The 18,738-nt window shown below is 60.5% G+C and carries 16 protein-coding genes; 11 read left to right on the top strand and 5 right to left on the bottom strand.

All coding sequences use genetic code 11. The annotated features are described in order from the left end of the window. Positions 1-339: 339 nt before the first annotated feature. From ABHR63_RS07855 to ABHR63_RS07835, 5 genes are all read left to right on the top strand, one after another. Entirely contained in the window at positions 340-918 is a 579-nt protein-coding gene (locus tag ABHR63_RS07855) for a methylated-DNA--[protein]-cysteine S-methyltransferase (protein ID WP_346965235.1), read from the top strand. Between the two features lie 227 nt (positions 919-1,145). Further along, on the top strand, positions 1,146-1,829 hold the full coding sequence (locus ABHR63_RS07850) for a response regulator transcription factor (protein ID WP_035137623.1): 684 nt from the start codon (positions 1,146-1,148) through the stop codon (positions 1,827-1,829). 2 nt (positions 1,830-1,831) lie between these two features. After that, the gene (locus tag ABHR63_RS07845; protein WP_346965236.1) at positions 1,832-3,211 is read left to right on the top strand and encodes a sensor histidine kinase; all 1,380 of its coding nucleotides are present in this window, start codon (positions 1,832-1,834) and stop codon (positions 3,209-3,211) included. Between the two features lie 85 nt (positions 3,212-3,296). After that, positions 3,297-3,998 (top strand): ABC transporter ATP-binding protein, encoded by a 702-nt coding sequence (locus tag ABHR63_RS07840; protein WP_271758486.1) that lies wholly within the window; start codon positions 3,297-3,299, stop codon positions 3,996-3,998. Between the two features lie 5 nt (positions 3,999-4,003). Continuing rightward, on the top strand, positions 4,004-6,769 hold the full coding sequence (locus tag ABHR63_RS07835) for an FtsX-like permease family protein (protein WP_346965237.1): 2,766 nt from the start codon (positions 4,004-4,006) through the stop codon (positions 6,767-6,769). A gap of 541 nt (positions 6,770-7,310) precedes the next feature. On the opposite strand, the gene ABHR63_RS07830 is transcribed toward ABHR63_RS07835, so the two are convergent. Both ABHR63_RS07830 and ABHR63_RS07825 read right to left on the bottom strand, forming a co-directional pair. Then, on the bottom strand, positions 7,311-8,390 hold the full coding sequence (locus tag ABHR63_RS07830; protein ID WP_346965238.1) for a 6-phosphofructokinase: 1,080 nt from the start codon (positions 8,388-8,390) through the stop codon (positions 7,311-7,313). A 139-nt stretch (positions 8,391-8,529) separates the two neighbouring features. Further along, a complete protein-coding gene (locus ABHR63_RS07825) occupies positions 8,530-9,615 on the bottom strand; it encodes a carcinine hydrolase/isopenicillin-N N-acyltransferase family protein (RefSeq protein WP_346965239.1) in 1,086 nt (361 codons plus the stop codon). Between the two features lie 161 nt (positions 9,616-9,776). On the opposite strand from ABHR63_RS07825, the gene ABHR63_RS07820 reads away from it, so the two are divergent. The 3 genes from ABHR63_RS07820 to ABHR63_RS07810 all read left to right on the top strand — a co-directional run bounded on the left by ABHR63_RS07820 (position 9,777) and on the right by ABHR63_RS07810 (position 12,241). After that, entirely contained in the window at positions 9,777-11,162 is a 1,386-nt protein-coding gene (locus ABHR63_RS07820; protein ID WP_346965240.1) for a M18 family aminopeptidase, read from the top strand. A gap of 214 nt (positions 11,163-11,376) precedes the next feature. Further along, positions 11,377-11,757, top strand: a complete 381-nt coding sequence (locus ABHR63_RS07815) for a translation repressor RelB (protein WP_195624968.1) — start codon at positions 11,377-11,379, stop codon at positions 11,755-11,757. A 16-nt stretch (positions 11,758-11,773) separates the two neighbouring features. After that, positions 11,774-12,241: a type II toxin-antitoxin system VapC family toxin gene (locus ABHR63_RS07810; protein WP_195624967.1), complete on the top strand. Its 468-nt coding sequence runs from the start codon at positions 11,774-11,776 to the stop codon at positions 12,239-12,241. 235 nt (positions 12,242-12,476) lie between these two features. Here ABHR63_RS07810 and ABHR63_RS07805 read toward each other — a convergent pair whose 3' ends face one another. From ABHR63_RS07805 to ABHR63_RS07795, 3 genes are all read right to left on the bottom strand, one after another. Continuing rightward, entirely contained in the window at positions 12,477-13,358 is an 882-nt protein-coding gene (locus ABHR63_RS07805) for a D-2-hydroxyacid dehydrogenase (RefSeq protein ID WP_346965948.1), read from the bottom strand. A 2-nt stretch (positions 13,359-13,360) separates the two neighbouring features. Continuing rightward, positions 13,361-14,248, bottom strand: coding sequence for a type I methionyl aminopeptidase (gene map, locus ABHR63_RS07800; protein ID WP_055286839.1), 888 nt, complete (start codon positions 14,246-14,248; stop codon positions 13,361-13,363). A 160-nt stretch (positions 14,249-14,408) separates the two neighbouring features. Then, the gene (locus ABHR63_RS07795; RefSeq protein ID WP_250787704.1) at positions 14,409-15,185 is read right to left on the bottom strand and encodes a radical SAM protein; all 777 of its coding nucleotides are present in this window, start codon (positions 15,183-15,185) and stop codon (positions 14,409-14,411) included. Positions 15,186-15,410: 225 nt separating this feature from the next. Here ABHR63_RS07795 and ABHR63_RS07790 point away from each other — a divergent pair, with 225 nt between their 5' ends. The 3 genes from ABHR63_RS07790 to ABHR63_RS07780 all read left to right on the top strand — a co-directional run bounded on the left by ABHR63_RS07790 (position 15,411) and on the right by ABHR63_RS07780 (position 18,680). Beyond that, positions 15,411-16,208, top strand: a complete 798-nt coding sequence (locus ABHR63_RS07790; RefSeq protein ID WP_117847980.1) for an alpha/beta fold hydrolase — start codon at positions 15,411-15,413, stop codon at positions 16,206-16,208. Positions 16,209-16,419: 211 nt separating this feature from the next. After that, a complete protein-coding gene (locus ABHR63_RS07785) occupies positions 16,420-18,300 on the top strand; it encodes a diguanylate cyclase (RefSeq protein ID WP_346965242.1) in 1,881 nt (626 codons plus the stop codon). A 23-nt stretch (positions 18,301-18,323) separates the two neighbouring features. After that, positions 18,324-18,680, top strand: coding sequence for an Hpt domain-containing protein (locus ABHR63_RS07780; RefSeq protein ID WP_346965243.1), 357 nt, complete (start codon positions 18,324-18,326; stop codon positions 18,678-18,680). Positions 18,681-18,738 lie beyond the last annotated feature (58 nt).

Raw genomic sequence — 18,738 nt, 5'->3', positions numbered from 1 at the left:
GTCCTGCTCCTTCGGAGCCGCGGACAAGGCGCCACACTGGTCTGCGGAGTGTTCTGAAAACCAAGCCCGGCCCCCGCCTGCGGTGACGCTGCTGCAAGCGACCTGCGATGGGGCCGTTGTTGGTTGGGGCCGCTGGGCTGATGTGGGGGCACGTGGCTGTTGCGGGCCCTGATCCCGGCGGCGGCTTCGGCGCTTTGCGCCTGCCGCCTTGGGGGACTGTGGGGCGCGGCCGGCAGCTGCGGCGCGTTCGCGCCTGCTGCCTAGGGTGACTTTGGGGTCGATTGGGGTTGTCTGCACAATTCGCGGTATTATGTTGCGGAGTTTTGAAAGGAGCCGCTGGTGGTCACGACGACGTTTGCTTCGCCTTTGGGCGAAATCTTGCTTGCCGCTGATGGCCGCGGTCTGACGGGACTTTGGTTTGAGGGGCAGGAGCATTTTGGCTCCACGCTTCTCCGGGAAGACTCCGAACATGTTGAAGGCGCCGACGCGGTTTCCGGTACCGGTGGCATGTCGTCGGTAAGTCCCGCAAATGGTGCGGCCTCTTCGGTGCTTGAGCGTTCCTGGGCTTGGCTGAATGCTTATTTTGCGGGGCAGGAACCTCGGTTTACGCCGCCGTTGCATTTGATTGGCACGGCGTTTCAGCATGAAGTTTGGTACGAGCTGCTTTCTATTCCGCGTGGCGAGGTCGCCACGTATGGCGAGATCGCCCAGCGTGTTGCGGCTCGACATCGTGTGCCGGGAAATGAGGCACCCGTTGTGTCTCCCCGTGCCGTGGGGGCCGCGGTCGCGCGTAATCCCATTTCGATTATTGTGCCGTGCCATCGCGTGGTTGCCGCCGATGGTTCGCTCAACGGATATGCCGGCGGCCTCGACCGCAAGGAGTGGTTGCTTCGGCTTGAGGGCGCGTACGAGGACTAACGTTCAAGCACTTTGCATGGCCAAGACACCCTGAAAGAACGAGTCGCCGTCCTTTCGCGGCCGGCATGCGTCCAAGCGCTCGGCATATGTGCCTTAAGTTTGGCTAAGCCCTATCCAGCGTTTTAGAAACGTGCAGGTTGAGCAGCTAAGGCTGCGCTAAGGCTGCTGGCGGTGCGCTATCATCGGCAATATCGAAATCTGTATAGCCGCGCGCCAAAGGAACAACTATGAAGCTGATGCTTGCCGAGGACGAACCCGGCCTCTCCCGTGCCCTTACCGCGATTCTTCAACATAGCGACTACGAGGTCGACACTGCCCTCGACGGTCTGACGGCGCTCGAATATCTGCTCGCCAACGACTATGACGCCGCAATCCTGGACATCATGATGCCCGGCATGGATGGCATTGAGGTGCTCAAGCGCACACGCGCCGCCGGTAAGCGACTGCCCATCATCATGCTCACGGCAAAAAGCGAGGTGTCCGATAAGGTCGAGGGCCTGGATGCCGGTGCCAACGACTACCTGACCAAGCCGTTCGCCGCCAAGGAGCTGCTCGCACGCATTCGCGCCATGACGCGTGCCGCGACGGCAATTGACGCCACGACGCTCAGCGTGGGCAACGTGCGCCTCGACACGGCATCGTGCACACTCGTGGGCCCTTTGGGCGAGGAGCACCTGGCCAATCGAGAGTTTCAGCTTATGGAGCTCTTTATGCGCAACGCCGGCACGCGCATGCCCACCGAGCGTCTGATGCTCGGGGTTTGGGGTGAGGACGCGCCCGAAGGCGCCAACGTGGTGTGGGTCTACATCTCGTACCTGCGCAAAAAGCTGACGGCGCTTGGTGCCAACGTGGCCATCCGTGCATCGCGCAACCAGGGCTATTCGCTCGAGGTTGTTGAAGAGGGCGAATAGGCGTGAGCGCGAGTGCGTGGTGGAAGCGCACGACGGCAAAGCTCGGCATGGGCGCGGACTCGGGTAATCCGGGGCGCGCCGATGCTGCCAGTGCAATGGGACGTCGCCTGCGTCGTAAGTTCATCCTGGTTGCCATGGGTGCCGTGACCGCCGTGCTTACGCTTATCATCGCCGGCATCAATATCGTCAACTACTCGCATGTCTGCAAGATGGCCGACGCTCGTCTGGGCTATATCTTGGCGGGCAAGGACGGCATCGATTGGACGGATGAGCCTAAGGCCGATCCCGGTCAGGATGCGGTTGCCGGCAAGGTTGCTACCGGTAACCGGGCAGCCGTTCGCGATGGGCATTTTGAAGGCATGACGGCGGAGTCTCCCTTCGACACGCGCTACTTTACGGTGTCGATTGCCGGCGGGCAGGTGACCGATGTCAACACGGCTCGCATTGCCGCGGTGGGCGCCAAGCGTGCCGCCCGCATCGCTGCAGGACTGTATTCCAAGGGTTTGACCTCGGGCTTTTCTGGTAACTACCGCTATACGGTTACGGTTCAGGGCGACGAGACAACCTATGTATTCGTCGACTGTTCACGCGAGCTCACAAGCTTCCATTCGTTTTTAAGCGCGAGCGTGGCCATCAGCTGCATTGGCTGGCTGGCGGTGTTGGCAATTGTGGCGGGTGCCTCGGGCGCGGTGATTCGACCGATGGTCGAGAGCTACAGCAAGCAAAAGCGCTTTATTACCGATGCGAGCCACGAGATCAAGACGCCGCTGGCCGTGATTGATGCCGCTAACGAGGTACAGGAAATTGAGAGCGGCGAGAGTGAGTGGACGCAGAGCATTCACGAGCAGGTCGCGCGGCTGACGGCACTTACGGAGCGTCTGGTATTTTTGGCTCGCATGGACGAGGGCTCGGCGGGCTTTGCCATGACATCGTTTGATCTTTCGGAGGCGGTGGACAAGGCGGCGGCGCCGTTTGAATCGGTGGCGGTTTCGCGCGGCAAGCGGCTGTCGACGTCGATCGCGAGCGGTGTGCGGGCCCATGCCGATGCCGCGGCAGTGGCGCAGGTTGTTGAACTACTGCTGGACAATGCCACACGCTACGCAAGCGAAGACAGCGTTATCGAGCTGAGCCTGCGTGCTGTTTCGCGCGGTGCGGGCAAAGGCTCGGCCGAGCTTGTCGTTTCGAACGCCGTGGACGAGCTGCCCGAAGGCGACCTAGATCGATTGTTCGACCGCTTCTATCGTGCGGACGTGTCGCGCAGCTCCAAGACGGGCGGCTCGGGCGTGGGCCTATCCGTGGTGCGTGCCATCGCCGAAGCCCATGGTGGGAGCGCTTCTGTCTGCGGCCACGGCAACCAGATCACCTTCACCGTCCGCCTCTAAAACCTGCCAAAATGAACCTGTCCCTTTTTGGTCGGTGCGAAATGGGTAATACTAAGGAGTTATCCGACCAGATGGGAATTAATCGATGGCTTATATCGAATTCAAAGACGTCATCAAGGCGTACGGCGAGGGCGATGCCCGCATTCACGCGCTCGACGGCGCGAGCTTTACCGTTGAGCGCGGCGAGCTCGCCATTATCCTGGGCGCCTCGGGTGCCGGCAAGACTACGGCGCTCAACATCCTGGGTGGCATGGATACGGTAACCTCCGGCACTGTGACGGTGGACGGGCGCGACGTGAGCTCCGCTAACGAGGCGCAGCTCGTGGAATACCGCCGCGCCGACGTCGGCTTTGTCTTCCAGTTCTACAATCTGGTCCCCAACCTGACGGCGCTCGAAAATGTTGAGCTTGCGGCGCAAATCTGCCCTGATTCGCTCGATGCCGAGCAAACGCTTTGCCAGGTTGGCTTGGGTGAGCGCCTCGCCAACTTCCCCGCGCAGCTTTCGGGCGGCGAGCAGCAGCGCGTGTCCATTGCCCGCGCACTGGCAAAGAACCCCAAGCTGCTTTTGTGCGACGAGCCCACGGGCGCACTTGACTATAAAACCGGCAAGCAGATCTTGCAGCTGCTGCAGGACACTTGCCGCAAGCAGGGCATTACGGTCATCATCATCACCCACAACTCCGCGCTGGCGCCCATGGCCGATCGCCTGATCCGCTTTAAGAACGGTCGCGTGGAGAGCGAGACGGTCCAGCAAAATCCCGTGCCTATCGAGACGATCGAGTGGTAGCGCCCATGGATCAGGACCGCCAAAACAGCCAACGCCGCGACGCGCAGAACACGGAGCGCGAGCAGGATTTTACGACCTACCGCACTGCCCAAAGCTCAAACGATATGGTGCCGACGGTGTTTCGCCGCGGTGTCTACCGCACGATTCGCGGCAGCCTCAAACGCTTCTTGTCTATCGTCGTGATCACCGCGCTCGGCGTGAGCGTGATGTGCGGCCTTAAGGCGGGTTGCGAGGACCTGTGCGATTCGGTTGACGCCTACTTCGACCAGCAAAATGTCTATGACATTAACGTGCAGTCGACCTATGGCCTGACTGACGATGATCTCGACGCCATCCAAGAGGTCGATGGCGTCGAAACGGCCGAGGGCATCTACACCGAGACCGCCTACACCGCCGTGGGCACAACGCGCGAGCGCGTGGTCGTGCAAAGTCTCTCCAAGGAGAATATCGATCAGCCAGTGCTCGTGAACGGCGATTTGCCCGAGAGCGCCGATGAGGTCGCGGTGACTTCGAAGTTCCTGAAGGCTTCGGGCAAAAAGCTCGGCGATACGGTGAGCTTTGCTGCCAACGATGCGAACTCGTCGAACCAAAGCGCCAAGGATCAGTTTGCCGATGGCGATTACACCATCACGGCCGAGGTTCTCGATCCCACTGATGTGAGCTCCGACTCGACGGTCAACGCCTTCCGCGCCGCCTCGGCGGCGGACTATAAGTTCTATGTGAGCGAGGACGCCGCGACATCTTCTTCCTACTCCGCGGTCCACGTGGTCGTCGAGGGAGCCAAGGATCTCAACTCATATTCGGATGCCTACGCGGCAAAGATCAATGAGGTCAAGGGCAATATAGAGAAGATCCGCGAGGAGCGTGAGAAGGCGCGCGCTCAGGAGCTGACGGTCGACACGCCGACAAGCTTGGATGCGGCCGAGCGTCAGGCCGCCATGCTCTTTGGGATCGAGCAGGACAACATCAATCGCATGGCCGAGGGCAGCGACGAGCGTGCGCAGGCGCAAGCCGACCTGGACCAGCGCCGTGCCGCCGCCGACCAACAGTTTGCCGACGCCCGCGCCGAGCTTTCCGACCTGGGCGAATGCACCTGGTACATCCAGGACCGCGGCAATATCGCAAGCTACTCGAGCGTGGAGAGCGATAGCTCGTCAATTGAAGCCATCGCCACGGTGTTCCCGTTCATCTTCTTTATCGTCGCCGTGCTCATCAGCCTTACCACCGCCACGCGTATGGTCGAGGAGGAGCGCACGCTCATCGGCCTGTATAAGGCGCTCGGCTATTCGCGCGGACGCATCCTGTCCAAATACGTGGACTATGCGCTGTGGGCTTGTCTGATCGGCGGCGTGCTCGGCAACATCATCGGATTTGTGGGCCTGCCGCTGTTCCTGTTTACGGTGTTCGACGACATGTACTCGCTGCCCCAGATGCTGCTTTCGTACGACATCGTGTCCTCGATCGTCTCGGTGGCGCTGTTTGCCGTGGGCGTGGTGGGCGCCACGATTATCGCCTGCCGCCACGAGATGGCCGAGACCCCGGCCTCGCTTATGCGTCCCAAGGCCCCGCGCGCTGGCTCGCGCATCTTGCTCGAGCGCATCGGCTTTATCTGGCGCCGCATGGGCTTTTTGAACAAGGTCGCTGCACGCAACCTATTCCGTTACAAAAAGCGCGCCTTTATGACCATCTTTGGCATCGCGGGCTGTACGGCGCTTGTGATTTGCGGCATGGGCATCCGCGATACGTCGGTGGCACTTTCGCCCAAGCAGTACGGGCATATCACGCGCTATGACCTGCTGGCGGTTGCCAATCCCGACGATTTTTCGCAGACGTGCGCGGCATTGGATGAGCGAAGCGCAGCCAAGGATTCCGACGTGACCGTGACTTCGACGCTGCCGATTATGACCGACAACGTCACCTTTACATTTGGCGGCAAGAGCGAGACCGTGCAGCTGATCGTGGTGCCCGATGACCGCACGAACGACCTGGACGACTACGTGCGTCTCGAGGATGAGTCCAAAGAGCCACTGTCTTTGCGTGACGGAGACGTGTATCTGAGCAAGAGTTCACAGCTGGTTCTTGGGATTCAGCCGGGCGACACGGCGCAGGTCCAGGATTCGTCGCTCAACGTCGCCAAGGTCAAAGTCAGCGACATCTCGCTCAACTATTTGGGCAACACGCTCTATATGACGCAGGGCACCTATGAGCGCGCGTTCGGCCGAAGCGCGCGTCTTAACGGCATCTTTGTGCTGCTTAAGGGCTCGTCGGCCGACCAGATTGCGTTTAGCAAGAATCTTAAGAGTGACGGTTGGCTCACCATCTCGAGCACGGCCGAACATTGGCAGAACTACGAGGCGAACTTCACTATCATCAATTCCGTCGTGGTGCTCGTGACCTTTATGGCGGCGTGCCTGTCGTTTGTGGTGGTGTTTACGTTGTCCAACACGAATATCTCCGAGCGCGAGCGCGAGCTGGCGACCATCAAGGTGCTGGGCTTCCGCCGTGGCGAGGTACACCATTACGTCAACAAGGAGACGTTGATCCTCACGGCGATTGGCACCGCACTGGGCGTGCCGCTGGGTGGCCTGCTTGCCGAGAGCTTTACGTACATCCTGCAGATGCCGTCGCTGTACTTTGACGTTGAGGTCGAGCCGCTAAGCTACGTGCTCGCCGTAGTGCTTTCCTTCGGCTTTACGTTTATCGTCAACCTCGCCACCAACCGAACGCTCAACAAGATCGACATGGTCGGCGCCCTCAAGAGCGCCGAGTAGCCTGTCCTGGGATTCAAGTTCTAGCGAGCTGCCGACGCGCCCGCAGCAGCATTTTTGCATAAACCGCCCCGCCAAATGCATACTTTGACGGGGCAGTTGCTTTTTGCCCACAGGTACCCCAGGGGGCGCCGTGCAAATTCCGGAGTATTCAGCGTTCCGGGGTCCGCGGGCGCGGGGGCGGGGGTGCAAAACTGCGCTGAAAGCCCCGATTCTGAGTCCCAACGCCTCTAGAGCCGCTCGTTTTTTTACAGGATGCGGCCCATGGTGCCTGCCTTTCGCCCAAAATCCAGTATGCAGGCACCCTCGGCTGCTGAATACTCCCAAAAATGCACGCCGCATCCTACCCCAGGCACCCGCAGCAAGAAGACGAATAGTCTCGGCCTCCCCAGTCACCGTAGGAGGCCCCAGGGCTTACCTCCCAAATCTTTCCGCAGGACGGAAGGATCCCGCCGCGCGAAGCGCACGGCGGGATCCTGACATGTCCGAGGACGATTTGGGAGGTAAGCCCTGGGGTCTCCGATGAGAGCAGTTTCGGCCGAGGCTATTCGCCGCCGAAGCTGATGCCCAGCGCCTTGGCCTCGCGCACCAGATCACTCTGGGGGTCGACATACTTGAGCTTGCCGGCGACTTCCTCGAGCGGCATGTGGCACATCTTGCCGTCACGCAGGGCGATCATGTAGCCAAACTCGCCGCGTAGGCAGCCGAGTGCCGCCTCGACGCCGCACTGGGTCGCAAAGATGCGGTCCTGGGCGTCGGGCTGGCCGCCGCGCTGCGTGTGGCCGGGGATGGCGACACGGGTCTCGCGACCAGTCTTGGCTTCGATCTCCTTGGCGATGTCGTAGACAATCGAGGGGCTCGTACGCTCGGCGAGCTTCTTCTTGTACTCCTTCTTGGACAGCGCCGCGTCCTCCTTGGAGATGGCGCCCTCGGCGACGGCCACGATGGTAAAGCGGCTGCCGGTCTCCATGCGATGCTCGATGGTCTTGATGACGTTATCCATGTCGTAGGGGATCTCGGGAATCAAGATGACATCCGCACCGCCTGCGACGCCGGCGTACAGCGGGATCCAGCCAACCTTGTGGCCCATGATCTCGATAACGAACACGCGCCCGTGACTCGACGCGGTGGTGTGGATGTCGTCGATGCACTTGGTGGCGACGTCGATGGCGCTCGTAAAGCCAAATGTCAGCTCGGTGCCCCAGGTGTCGTTATCGATGGTCTTGGGCAGGGCGATAACGTTGAGGCCCTCTTCGCGCAGGCGGTTGGCGGTCTTGGTGGAGCCGTTGCCGCCCAGCATAAACAGGCAGTCGAGCTGCAGCTTATGATAGGTGTGGACCATCGCCGGCACCTTCTCGACGCCATCGGCCTCAGGGATATCCAGGCGCTTGAACGGCGTGCGGCTCGTGCCCAGGATGGTGCCGCCGCGGGTGAGGATGCCGCTAAAATCGGCGGGCGACATGACGCGGAACCTGCTGTAGATAAGGCCCTGGTAGCCGTCCTCAAAACCATAGATCTCGATAGGTTCTTCGCTATTGGTCATAAGCGTTTTGACGATGCCGCGCATGGTGGCGTTGAGCGCCTGGCAGTCGCCGCCACTGGTAAGAAGACCGATCCTAAGCATGATGAATCCTTCCGGGCAAGTTATAACATGCGCATAAGTTTACCCCCGCACACTGTTGATACGGGGGTAAAACGTGTTAGCTCAAGCGTATGGAAATGTAAGCAACGTCAGGGAACGTAAGGTCGACGGGCCTGGCTCCTTACAGTGCGAAGGCATCGACGTTGCCCCAGTGGCGGCGCAGCGTGATGGCGGCAGCGGGCTCGGTATTGTCAAAGACGACCGACCATTGCGTATTGCTGGTGATGTCTTCCGGATTGGGCTTTTGCGCCGCAGCGCGTAGGGCCTTCCAAGCGACTGCCTCGTCTTGGGCGCCGACATGGGCGTCAAGGACATCGGCGATTGCGACGGCGCGCTCTTTACCATGGCCCAGCTCGCCATTCTTTTGGTTGGGCAGCACTTCGTCGCCATAGCAGGCGTAGAAGTTCGTGACCTGGCGAACAGGGGTCGCTTTGAAAGCACGGTCCGGATCGCGCGGATCCCACTCTACTACGCGCGCGTCACCGGCGGCGTCGTTGATAAAGAAGTGGTAATCGCGTCCTGCCATGGCGTGCATGTCGTAGGCGGAAAGCAGGTCGACAGCTTCTTGCGTGGTGGCGGCACGGTCGAGCACCAGACGGATGGCGAGCGAGGTATTGATGACGGGGCGCTGCGTGTCCTGGTCACAGGGCTTGGAGTCCAGGGTGAGTACGGCAATGGACACGCTGCATTCGTTAACACCGTCGAGCTGGGCAAACGGGCCCATGAGTGCGGCGGCGCGTCCGGCGACGGAGTCAAGAGGAGTGTTATCGCCCAGGTTGTTAAGGGCGGCAAACCCGATGGAGGCATAGCCGCCGCGTGGGTGATTGCGCACCAGCAGTGCCGAGGTGTCGTCCTTAAAGTCGTAATTGCGACCGGTGCGCACGCGGCCTTCGGCATCTACGGCGACAAAAGCGCTGCAGGCAAACTGGGGCGCCTGGACATGTACCGGCACACCGGGCAGCACCTGCGCCACCACGGCATCGATGTAGGCCTGGTCGTCGCGCACGCCAGCGGCGATGATGCGATCAAGATCGTAGTCGTAGGCGATGTCGATTGCGTACAGGTCATAGCCATCCGCGTAGCCGGTCAAGCGTTTGAGCGACGCGGCGGACTTGATTTGCTTGTGATAAACGATACCGGTGGCAGCGGCAAGGCCGACGGCGACTCCCGCGACACCGCAGGCGATGGCAATGTTACGTGGCTTCATGACGGCTCCTCTCGTCCTGTTAGCGTAATTGTCGCAAAAGGTGCACGGGCATGATGGCTCAACTTGGTGAGCGGTGCGGGATTAAACACGGAATGAAGAGCGCAGCGCTGGCGCGGCGGGGTATGCTGGAAGGGACCATCAACCCAGCGAAAGGGGAGAGCATGACGGATCAGGAAACGCCCGAGCGCGTGCACGTAACGGCCGATGATATCGAGGCCGCCAACGACCTTATCGACTTTATCGAGGCATGCCCCAGCATGTTCCATACGGCGGCGACCATTATGGCCGAGCTCGACGAGGCGGGCTTTACCTACCTGTCCGAGAACGCGGCGTGGGACATCGAGCCGGGCGGGCGTTATTACACGCAGCGCAACACCTCGAGCGTTATCGCCTTTAAGGTGGGCGAGGACCTGGCTGCTACGTGGGGCGAGGACGGCGTTGCCGGCGACTACCATTTTCAGCTGACGGCGTCGCACAGCGACTCGCCGACGTTTAAGGTTAAGGCCGTGCCCGAGCTCGACGGCGCGGGTGAGACGCTGCGCCTGAACACCGAGGCTTACGGCGGCATGATCGACTACACCTGGTTCGATCGTCCGCTGGCGCTCGCGGGCCGTGTGCTGGTGCGCGAGGGCGACCGTATTGAGAGCCGCCTGCTTGCCACCGAGCGCGAGGTCGCTATTATCCCGAGCCTTGCCATCCACATGAACCGCGGCGTTAACGAGGGCTTTGCTCCCAACCGAGCCGTCGACCTGTGCCCGCTCATCAGCGCCGGTGACCTTAAACAGGGAGATTTTGACGCCCTGGTCGCCGAAGAGCTGGATGTTGAGCCCGAGCAGATCCTGGGCCGCGATCTGTTCCTGGTCAATCGCCAGGATGCGCGCATTTGGGGCTGGGCCGACGAGTTCATCTCGACGCCCAAGCTCGACGACCTGGCCTGCGCCTACACCTCGCTGCAGGCATTTTTGGGTGCCGAGAACGCGCATGACGTCTCGGTCTTCTGCTGCTTTGATAACGAGGAGGTTGGCTCCGAGACCAAGCAGGGCGCCGTGTCGACGTTCTTGGCCGACGCGCTGCGCCGCATTAACGGCTCGCTGGGCTTTGACGACGAGTCGTACCATCGCGCGCTTGCCGCCTCGATGCTCGTGAGCTGTGACAATGCACATGCCGTGCATCCCAACCACGCCGAGAAGTGCGATGCCCGCAACCAGGTGGTGCTTAACGGCGGCATCGTCATCAAGGAAGCCGCCAACCAGCACTACTGCACCGATGCCTTTAGCCGCGCGGTGTTCCAAGCCATTTGCGATGACGCCGACGTGCCCACGCAGGCCTTCGCCAACAAGAGCGATATGGCCGGCGGATCCACGCTCGGCAATCTGTCCAATATGCAGGCGAGCATGCATGCCGTGGACGTGGGCCTGCCGCAGCTGGCCATGCACTCGAGCTACGAGACCGGCGGCGTGCGCGACGTGATGTACGCCATCCGCGCCCTCACGGCTTTCTACGAGCGAAACCTAACCATCAACGGCGCCGAAAGCGCGGAGCTCTAAAACCTGCTAAAAGGGACAGGTTTATTTTGCAGGTTTTATCTGGGCAAATGCAAAGGGTGAAACCGAGCTAGATCGGTGGTACGTGGCCGCCGAGGTGCAGTGCACCTCGGCGGCTTTTTGTGCACAGAGTGCGGCTAATGCTAATAAATGCTATACGTGCTTTACGTATCTACCATAGAGTTTTATGATGATTTTAAAGTATTAAGGAGGGGTCATGACCACAACAGCCGCTCAGATCAACGTACGTCTCGATGCCGATCTTAAAAGGAGCGGGGACGCCGCTCTCTCCAGGGCCGGTATGACGCCGAGCCAAGCGGTGCGAGCGCTCTGGCAGCTTGCAGCGTCGCTGGCCGATCGCCCCGGTGCGCTCGAGGATATCCTGCTGCCCAGTCGTGTCCGGGCGGAACAGCGCGAGCGCGAAAAGGCCGCTAAACGTAAGCTCGAGCTCATGGATCAGGGGTCGAAGCTGTTCGCTGCCGCTTGCCGTGAGTCGGGAATCGATATGGTCAAGGCTCAGCCCTCGGGCGATGAAGAACTCAAACGGAACGCCTACGCGGATCGCTACGGCGAGGAGATGAGCTGGCTCTATGAGTGAGGCTCCAAGGCGCATCTTGGTTGACACCAACGTGTGGCTCGATTACTTCATTCCCTCACGACGTGGTCGTTCGGTGGCGATTGAGTTTTTACGCGATGCATGCACGGCGCAGGTGGATTTGCTGTATGCGGCGACATCGTCCAAAGATCTGTTCTATTTGATTTCGAGCGAACATAAGGCGTGGTATCGGCGCGAGCATGGCTCGCTATCCCAAGATGCCGCCGTGGCGGCGACATCACTTGCATGGGATTGCCTCGACGTGTTGTCGCAACTTGCCACGCCGGTACCCTGCGACCTGAGTGACATATGGATGGCGAGCAAGCAGCGTAAGCTCCATAGCGATTACGAAGACGATTTAATCATTGCGGCAGCAATGCGCGCAAAGGCAGACCTTCTGGTCACCAACGATGCCAAACTCTGTTCACACGCACCCGTCGCAGCAATGAGCGCAGAAGACGCAAAGAATTACTTAGCAACGCTCTAGCAATTTGAAGACCCTGCAGGTCGAATAAAAGTCAGCGAGAGCCCACAGGTAGGGCCGCGCCAGCAAAGCGCCGCAGGTTGAACAAAAGTCAGCGAGAGCCCGCCAGAGTGAGCAAGGTGCCTTGAAAGAGGAGGGCATTGACCTTCTGGTCATGCCCGACGATTGAAAGGCAGATTGCCGCTCTGGCGGGCTCGCAGCGTCGAGGGGTTCCGGCGTTTGGAAAACGCCGGAACAATCAGTGCTCGATCCAGCAGCGCAGGGTCTCGCCTGCCTGCAGGTGACGCAGATTCTCCGCGGCAATGTCGACCACATTGTTGAGCGTGGCTGCCAGGTGGAACCAGCCGGAGACGTGTGGCGTGATGAGCATGTTGGGCGCATCCCACAGCGAGCTTGTCTCAGGCAGCGGCTCGGGGTCGGTGACGTCGACCGCGGCGCCGGCGAGATGTCCCGACTCCAAGGCGGCAACCAAGTCGTCGGCGACCACAAGATCGCCGCGGCCGCCGTTGGCAAAGAAGGAGCTCGGCTTCATCGCGGCAAAGAACTCGGCGTTCGCCAGGCCGCGGGTCTCGGGTGTGCTGGGCATAAAGGATGCGACGATGTCAGCCTCGGCTAGGCGCTCGGGCAGGGCGTCCATGCCGTCCATGTCCTCAAACACAATGGGGTAGACGAGCGGATGGCGCTTGATGCCGCGGACGTGTGCGCCCATGCTGCGGCAGAGCGTGGCGAAGTGGCCACCGATATCGCCCGCGCCCAGCACCAGCACATTGGCGTTTTTGAGCGAGGTGACCGGCCCCAAATCCTCCCAGCGATGCTCGCGCTGCAAGTCGTGATAGTCGGGCAGGCGCTTCATCATGGAAAGGACCATGGCAAACATGTGCTCGCTCACGGCTTGGCCGTAGGCGCCCACCGAGCAGGAAAGCTTGGCGTCGGCCGGCACGGTGCCGGCGGCAAGGTAGTCGTCATAGCCGGCGGTCTGCAATTGCAACAGCTGGAGATGTTCGCATGCCGTGAGCATGCCAGGGTCGATGTTGCCCAAGATCACGTCGGCATCGGCGACCTGCTCGCGCGTGGCGGCGTCGGAGCTCGTGTAGATAAAGTCCTCGCCCGGCGCATCCACGGCTACCAGCTCAGCAGTTCGTAACCATCCTCGGTCACCACGAGCTGTACCTCGCACTGGGCCGAATCGCTACCGTCCTTGGTGCGCACACACCAGCCGTCGCCCTTGCTGATCTTAATGTCGGGCGCTCCGGCATTGACCATGGGCTCGATGGTAAAGACCATGCCCGGAGCCATAATGGTGTCCACATCGGGCGCCTCGGTGGTAAAGCCCACAAACGGGTCCTCGTGGAACTCCTTACCGATGCCGTGTCCGCCGTACTCGCGCACCACGCTAAAACCGGCGTCCTCGACCGTCTTTTGCACGGCCTCGGCCATCACGGACAGCGGTAGCCACGGCTTGACGGCGGCCAGACCCGCCTCCACGCTGGCGCGAGTGACGTCGACCAGGCGCTGACGCTCGGCCGAGACCTCGCCGATGCAGAACATGCGGCTCGAGTCGCTAAAGTAGCCGTCAAGAATCGTGGAACAGTCCACGTTGATGATGTCGCCCTCGTGCAGCACGTCCGTATCACAGGGGATACCGTGGCAGACCACATCATTGATCGAGGTGCACACGCTTTTGGGGTAGCCCTCGTAGTTGAGATCGGCCGGCGTGCCACCGTGCTCGACGGTGTAGTCGTAGATCATCTGGTCAATCTGGTTGGTGGTCATGCCCGCGGCGATGTGCTCGCCTACGTAGTCGAGCACGCCCACGTTGATGGCGGCGGAGCGCTTGATGCCCTCGATATCGGCGGGCGTCTTGTAGAGCGTACGGGGCAGAACCTCCCAGCCCTCCTCCCACAGGCGCTCGAGGCGCTCGTCGAAGGCGCTGTGACATTTCTTATATTTTTTGCCGCTGCCGCACCAGCAGGCGTCGTTGCGGCCGGGTACGGGTCCTTTGTCATACATGGCTAACTTCCTTTCATCCGCAGCTAGTATAGCCCACTCACGCGTCCATAAAAGTTGCGGTGATATAGTTCCGATTTAAGCGGTTTAACAGCATAAACAGGAACTATATCACCGCAACTGATGGAGCGGGGTGGCGGGCACTAGCTGCTGCGTGGTTTTGCTAGTAGCTCACCTGGCAGGGAATGCCGAGGGCGCGTACGCGTGCGGCAATCGTGTCGAGCACCTCGGGCGCCGCTTTGGCAAGGCCGGCGACCGGTGTCTCGCGCGCCACCGTGTAGATGGTCGCTTCTTGTGGGCGAATACGCTCAAGCGCCGCGAGCCAGGGGGCAACGTACTCCTCGCCGGTGTTGTCGATGAGCTTGCCCTGATACTCGCCGGTCAAAAAGATCGTCTGGATAATAACGTGACCGTCAAAGCTTGCGAACGTCTCGATCTGGTGCTCGACGTCGTAGGGGCCAACAGGCTGGTCAAGCAGCTGGATAAACGCCGGGTCGACCGTATCGAGCTTGAGGATGTTGTCGTCGACCATCATGAGCGCATCGTGCACCTCGGGGCGGTCGGCGCGCGTACCGTTGGAGAGCACGGCGATTTTGGAGTTTGGGGCCAGCTGATCGCGCAGCGCGACGGCGCCGGCAATCGCCTGGGGAAACTCCGGTGCGGCGGTGGGCTCGCCGTTTCCTGCGAAGGTGATCACATCGGGGAGCTCGCCCTCGGCTGCCATCTCGCGCAGCTTTGCCTCGAGCGCGTCGAGTACCACGGCAGCTGTGTTGTACGGCTCATGGCAGGGGCGCTCGGCGTTGAGGCCGTTTTCGCAGTAAATGCAGTCGAACGTGCAGATTTTGCCGCTGGCCGGCATCATGTTGACGCCGAGCGAGAGACCAAGGCGACGGCTGCGAACGGGCCCAAAGATGGGGCTGGCATTCAAAAACGTAGACATAGGCATATGCTCCTCAAGACAATTGTGCCTAAGCATAGCATCGGCTCCAAAGCAAGGTGCGGGCTCTTGCTTTACAAGTTTCGTTTTTTCACGTCGCCCATTATGCCGCGCCATGAAAAGCCTCGGGTCGGGTAAAGTTAATCTGTTAACAAGGTGTAAGGCAATGTGGGTCCATCCAACCGCGCTGACGTGCAACTGGATGAGCATTGATGATGGGGGCACAACATGAATTTTACGGTCGAGAATGCGGGCACCACGATTGCCTGTCGCGAATATGCCGGCCCAGATGTGTCGCCTGATGCTCCTGCCTTGGTGTGCGTGCACGGCGCTTGTGTCGACGGCACATTTTTCGACGGTATCGCTTGTGAGCTCAGCCGCAACTACCGCGTAATTGCCTACGACCGCCGCGGCTGCGGTGGCAGCAGCGATGCGGCAGACGGCAGCTATGATCTTGCCGCTCAGGCCGCCGACCTGCAGGCCGTGATCGAACACGTTGGCGCTCCGACAAATGTGCTTGCGCATAGCGCCGGTACGTTGGTGGCGCTGGAGCTTCTTCGCGCCGAACCCCATCTCGTCGCCCGTGCGATTCTGCATGAGCCGGCTGTGTCGGCCGAAGGCGTCGGCATGGGCGCAGCTCCGGTTTTGCTCGATATGATTGCGGCTGGAAAGGTTTCAAGGGCGCTCCGGCTTTTCTTGGGAGCCCTCGGCGACTTGGACCCCGAAGCTCCCGGGACGACCGAAGCGGAAGCCAAACATGCCCTGCGCAATGGTCGTTGCTTTATGGCTAATGAATACGGAACAAATATGACATATGCTCCCGACTGGGAGCGCGTCCGCGCGTCAAAGGCGGTGTCGGCCGTGTTTTTGGGCGAGCTTTCGGTCGATACACCCCGCGAGGCTGGCACGCGAGCGGCTGCCGAATATCTCGATTGCCCCCTTGTGACGATCCCGGGCGCGCATAACGGTCTGCGCGATCGCCCCGTTACGGCGGCAAACGCCGTTCGCGATGTCTTGGAGCGTTAGCACGCTCGATGACCTGCGGGGAGAGGGGCTGTTAGCGTTTCGTCATTGTTAACGAATGCGCCCATAACCGCGCGCCCGCGGCTCCATTACCGCCGTTTGCCAGGTCATAAAAATGTAACGATAATCGCGCGTTTGCCTTCAGCTGTTAGATGTTACCCTTGTACCAATTGATATGCACCGTTGCCGTGTATAACGATAGGAAGGGCCCCATATGCTCAATAATCACGAGGTCAATCTAACCGACGAGGAGGCTGCCGCTGAGGTCGCCCGCGTCGCGAAGACCTACCCCGTGGTGCGTTTGCTGTCGGCCGATCAGATTAAGAGCGAGCCTAACTGCCTGCTTGCCGGCGATCGCTGCCCTTGTCTGCGTCAGTCGAGTCTTGAGGCCTTGGCAGATTCGGGTGAGGTGTCGGAGCAGCTGCTCAACGATGGCGTTGAGTACCGCGCCCGTCTGCGTCCTCTAAAGGTCGAGGGCGAGCCTCACGTCCTGCTGATGGTGCGTCCGATCGATGAGCAAGAGGCTGCAGAAGAGGACCTCGTCTACACCGACGTGCTGACGAGTGTGCGCAATCGCCGATATTACGAGGAAAAGCTCCGTAGCGCCCGCATGAATGCCGGCGTTGCGGTGATCGACCTTGATGATTTTAGGGTCTTCAACGATACGTGTGGCCGTCATGCCGGCGACCTTGCGCTCGGTGCTGTGGCGACAGCCATACGCAGCGGAATTCGTTCGACTGACGAGCTTGTACGCTATGGCTGCGACAAGTTTGTGGTCGTCATGCCCAATATTCCCTCCGATGACTTCACCCGTCGCCTGCATCAGGTGTCCGATGCCGTTCATGCCACGATTGTTCCGGGCCATGAGTACGTGAGCTTGACGGCATGTGTTGGCGGTGTTCGCATTCATGGCGAGACGGTCGATGAAGGAGTTGGCCGCGCTGTCCAGTTATTGAGCCGCGCTAAGGCAAAAGCCGGTACGGTCGTGACCGATGCCGATTCCATCGAAGCCTTCCAAAGCGAAAAGCCTTTGGTGCTTATTGTCGATGACTCCGAGATGAACCGAGCCATTCTCAACGAGATGCTCAAGGACGAGTATTGCATCCTCGAGGCCGACAACGGTCGTACGGCGCTCGACATGGTCGACCGCTATGGCGATGAGCTGTCGCTCGTGCTGCTGGATATTGTCATGCCGGGCATAAGCGGCTTTGAGGTGCTGGCCGATCTGTCGCGCCGATCGGGTATCGACAATCTGCCTTTCATCATGATTTCGAGCGAAGATTCCGATGATATGGTTCTGCGCGCGTACGAGCTGGGCGCCTCGGACTATATCAACCGCCCGTTTGACTCCCGTGTCGTGCGCCGGCGTGTAAGTAACACCATCCGCCTATACGCCAAACAGCGCCGCCTGACGAGCCTGCTGTCCCAGCAGTACAACGAGCGCGTCAAGAACAGTCGCATGCTCATCGACATCATGGCCGGCGTCATGGAGCTTCGCAACGGCGAGAGCGGCAGGCACGTTACGAATATCGAAAAACTGACCGAGCTGCTGCTTGACTGTCTGGTCCAGCGTAGCGACACGATCTCCCTCGACAATGAGGAACGCTCCACGATTGCCCTGGCTTCGGCGCTGCACGATATCGGCAAGATGTCGATTGACGATGCGATTCTCAACAAACCCGGGCGCCTTACGTCCGAGGAGTTCGAGATTATGAAGACGCATACCACGATCGGCGCCGACATGTTGCTTGAGCTGGGTCGCCATCACGTCGGCAATGCGCTTATGGAATATGCGTACCAGATTGCGCGTTGGCACCACGAGCGCTGGGACGGCAAGGGCTATCCCGATGGCCTTAAGGGCAACCAGATTCCCATCGCCGCACAGGTGGTTTCGGTGGCCGACGTGTATGATGCGTTGACGAGTGTGCGCGTGTACAAGGGCGCCATCCCGCACGAGGAGGCTATCCAGATGATCCTGGACGGTAAGTGCGGCACCTTTAACCCGCTGTTGCTCGACTGCCTGCTCGAGGTGCAAGACCGTATCGCCGAGACGTTGGCGCGCCCCGCCGACGTTGTCGCGTTTCCCACGATTTAGTTTGACCAAAGGAGTTTTAATCCATGATTTCCATGCGTGAGGCGTATGAGAAGATCGGCGCCAATTATGACGACGCGTGCGCTCGGCTGATGGGCGAGGAAATGCTTGCCCGCTTTGCCCTCAAGTTTTTGGATGACGAGAGCATGGACAAGCTGGAGGCCGCCATGGCGGCGGGAGACGCCGAAGGTGCGTTTATGGCAGCGCACACGCTCAAGGGCGTGAGCCAGAACCTGGGATTCGATAATCTGTACGAGCCGGCGGTCGTGGTGACCGAGACGCTGCGCGGCGCCGATGCCGTTGACGGCGCTCGCGAGGGAATGCATGCGTTGCAGCAGCAATATGCGGCCACGTTGTCGGCCCTGCGCGAGGCGGCTGAATAAGAGCTTACGAGCTTGGGCTGCCCCAAGTCCGTTGATGTAGTCACAAAAAGGGTGCCCC

Source organism: Collinsella aerofaciens, assembly GCF_039752775.1.
Lineage (GTDB): Bacteria > Actinomycetota > Coriobacteriia > Coriobacteriales > Coriobacteriaceae > Collinsella > Collinsella aerofaciens_R.
This window is presented reverse-complemented; position numbering and strand designations above follow the sequence as displayed.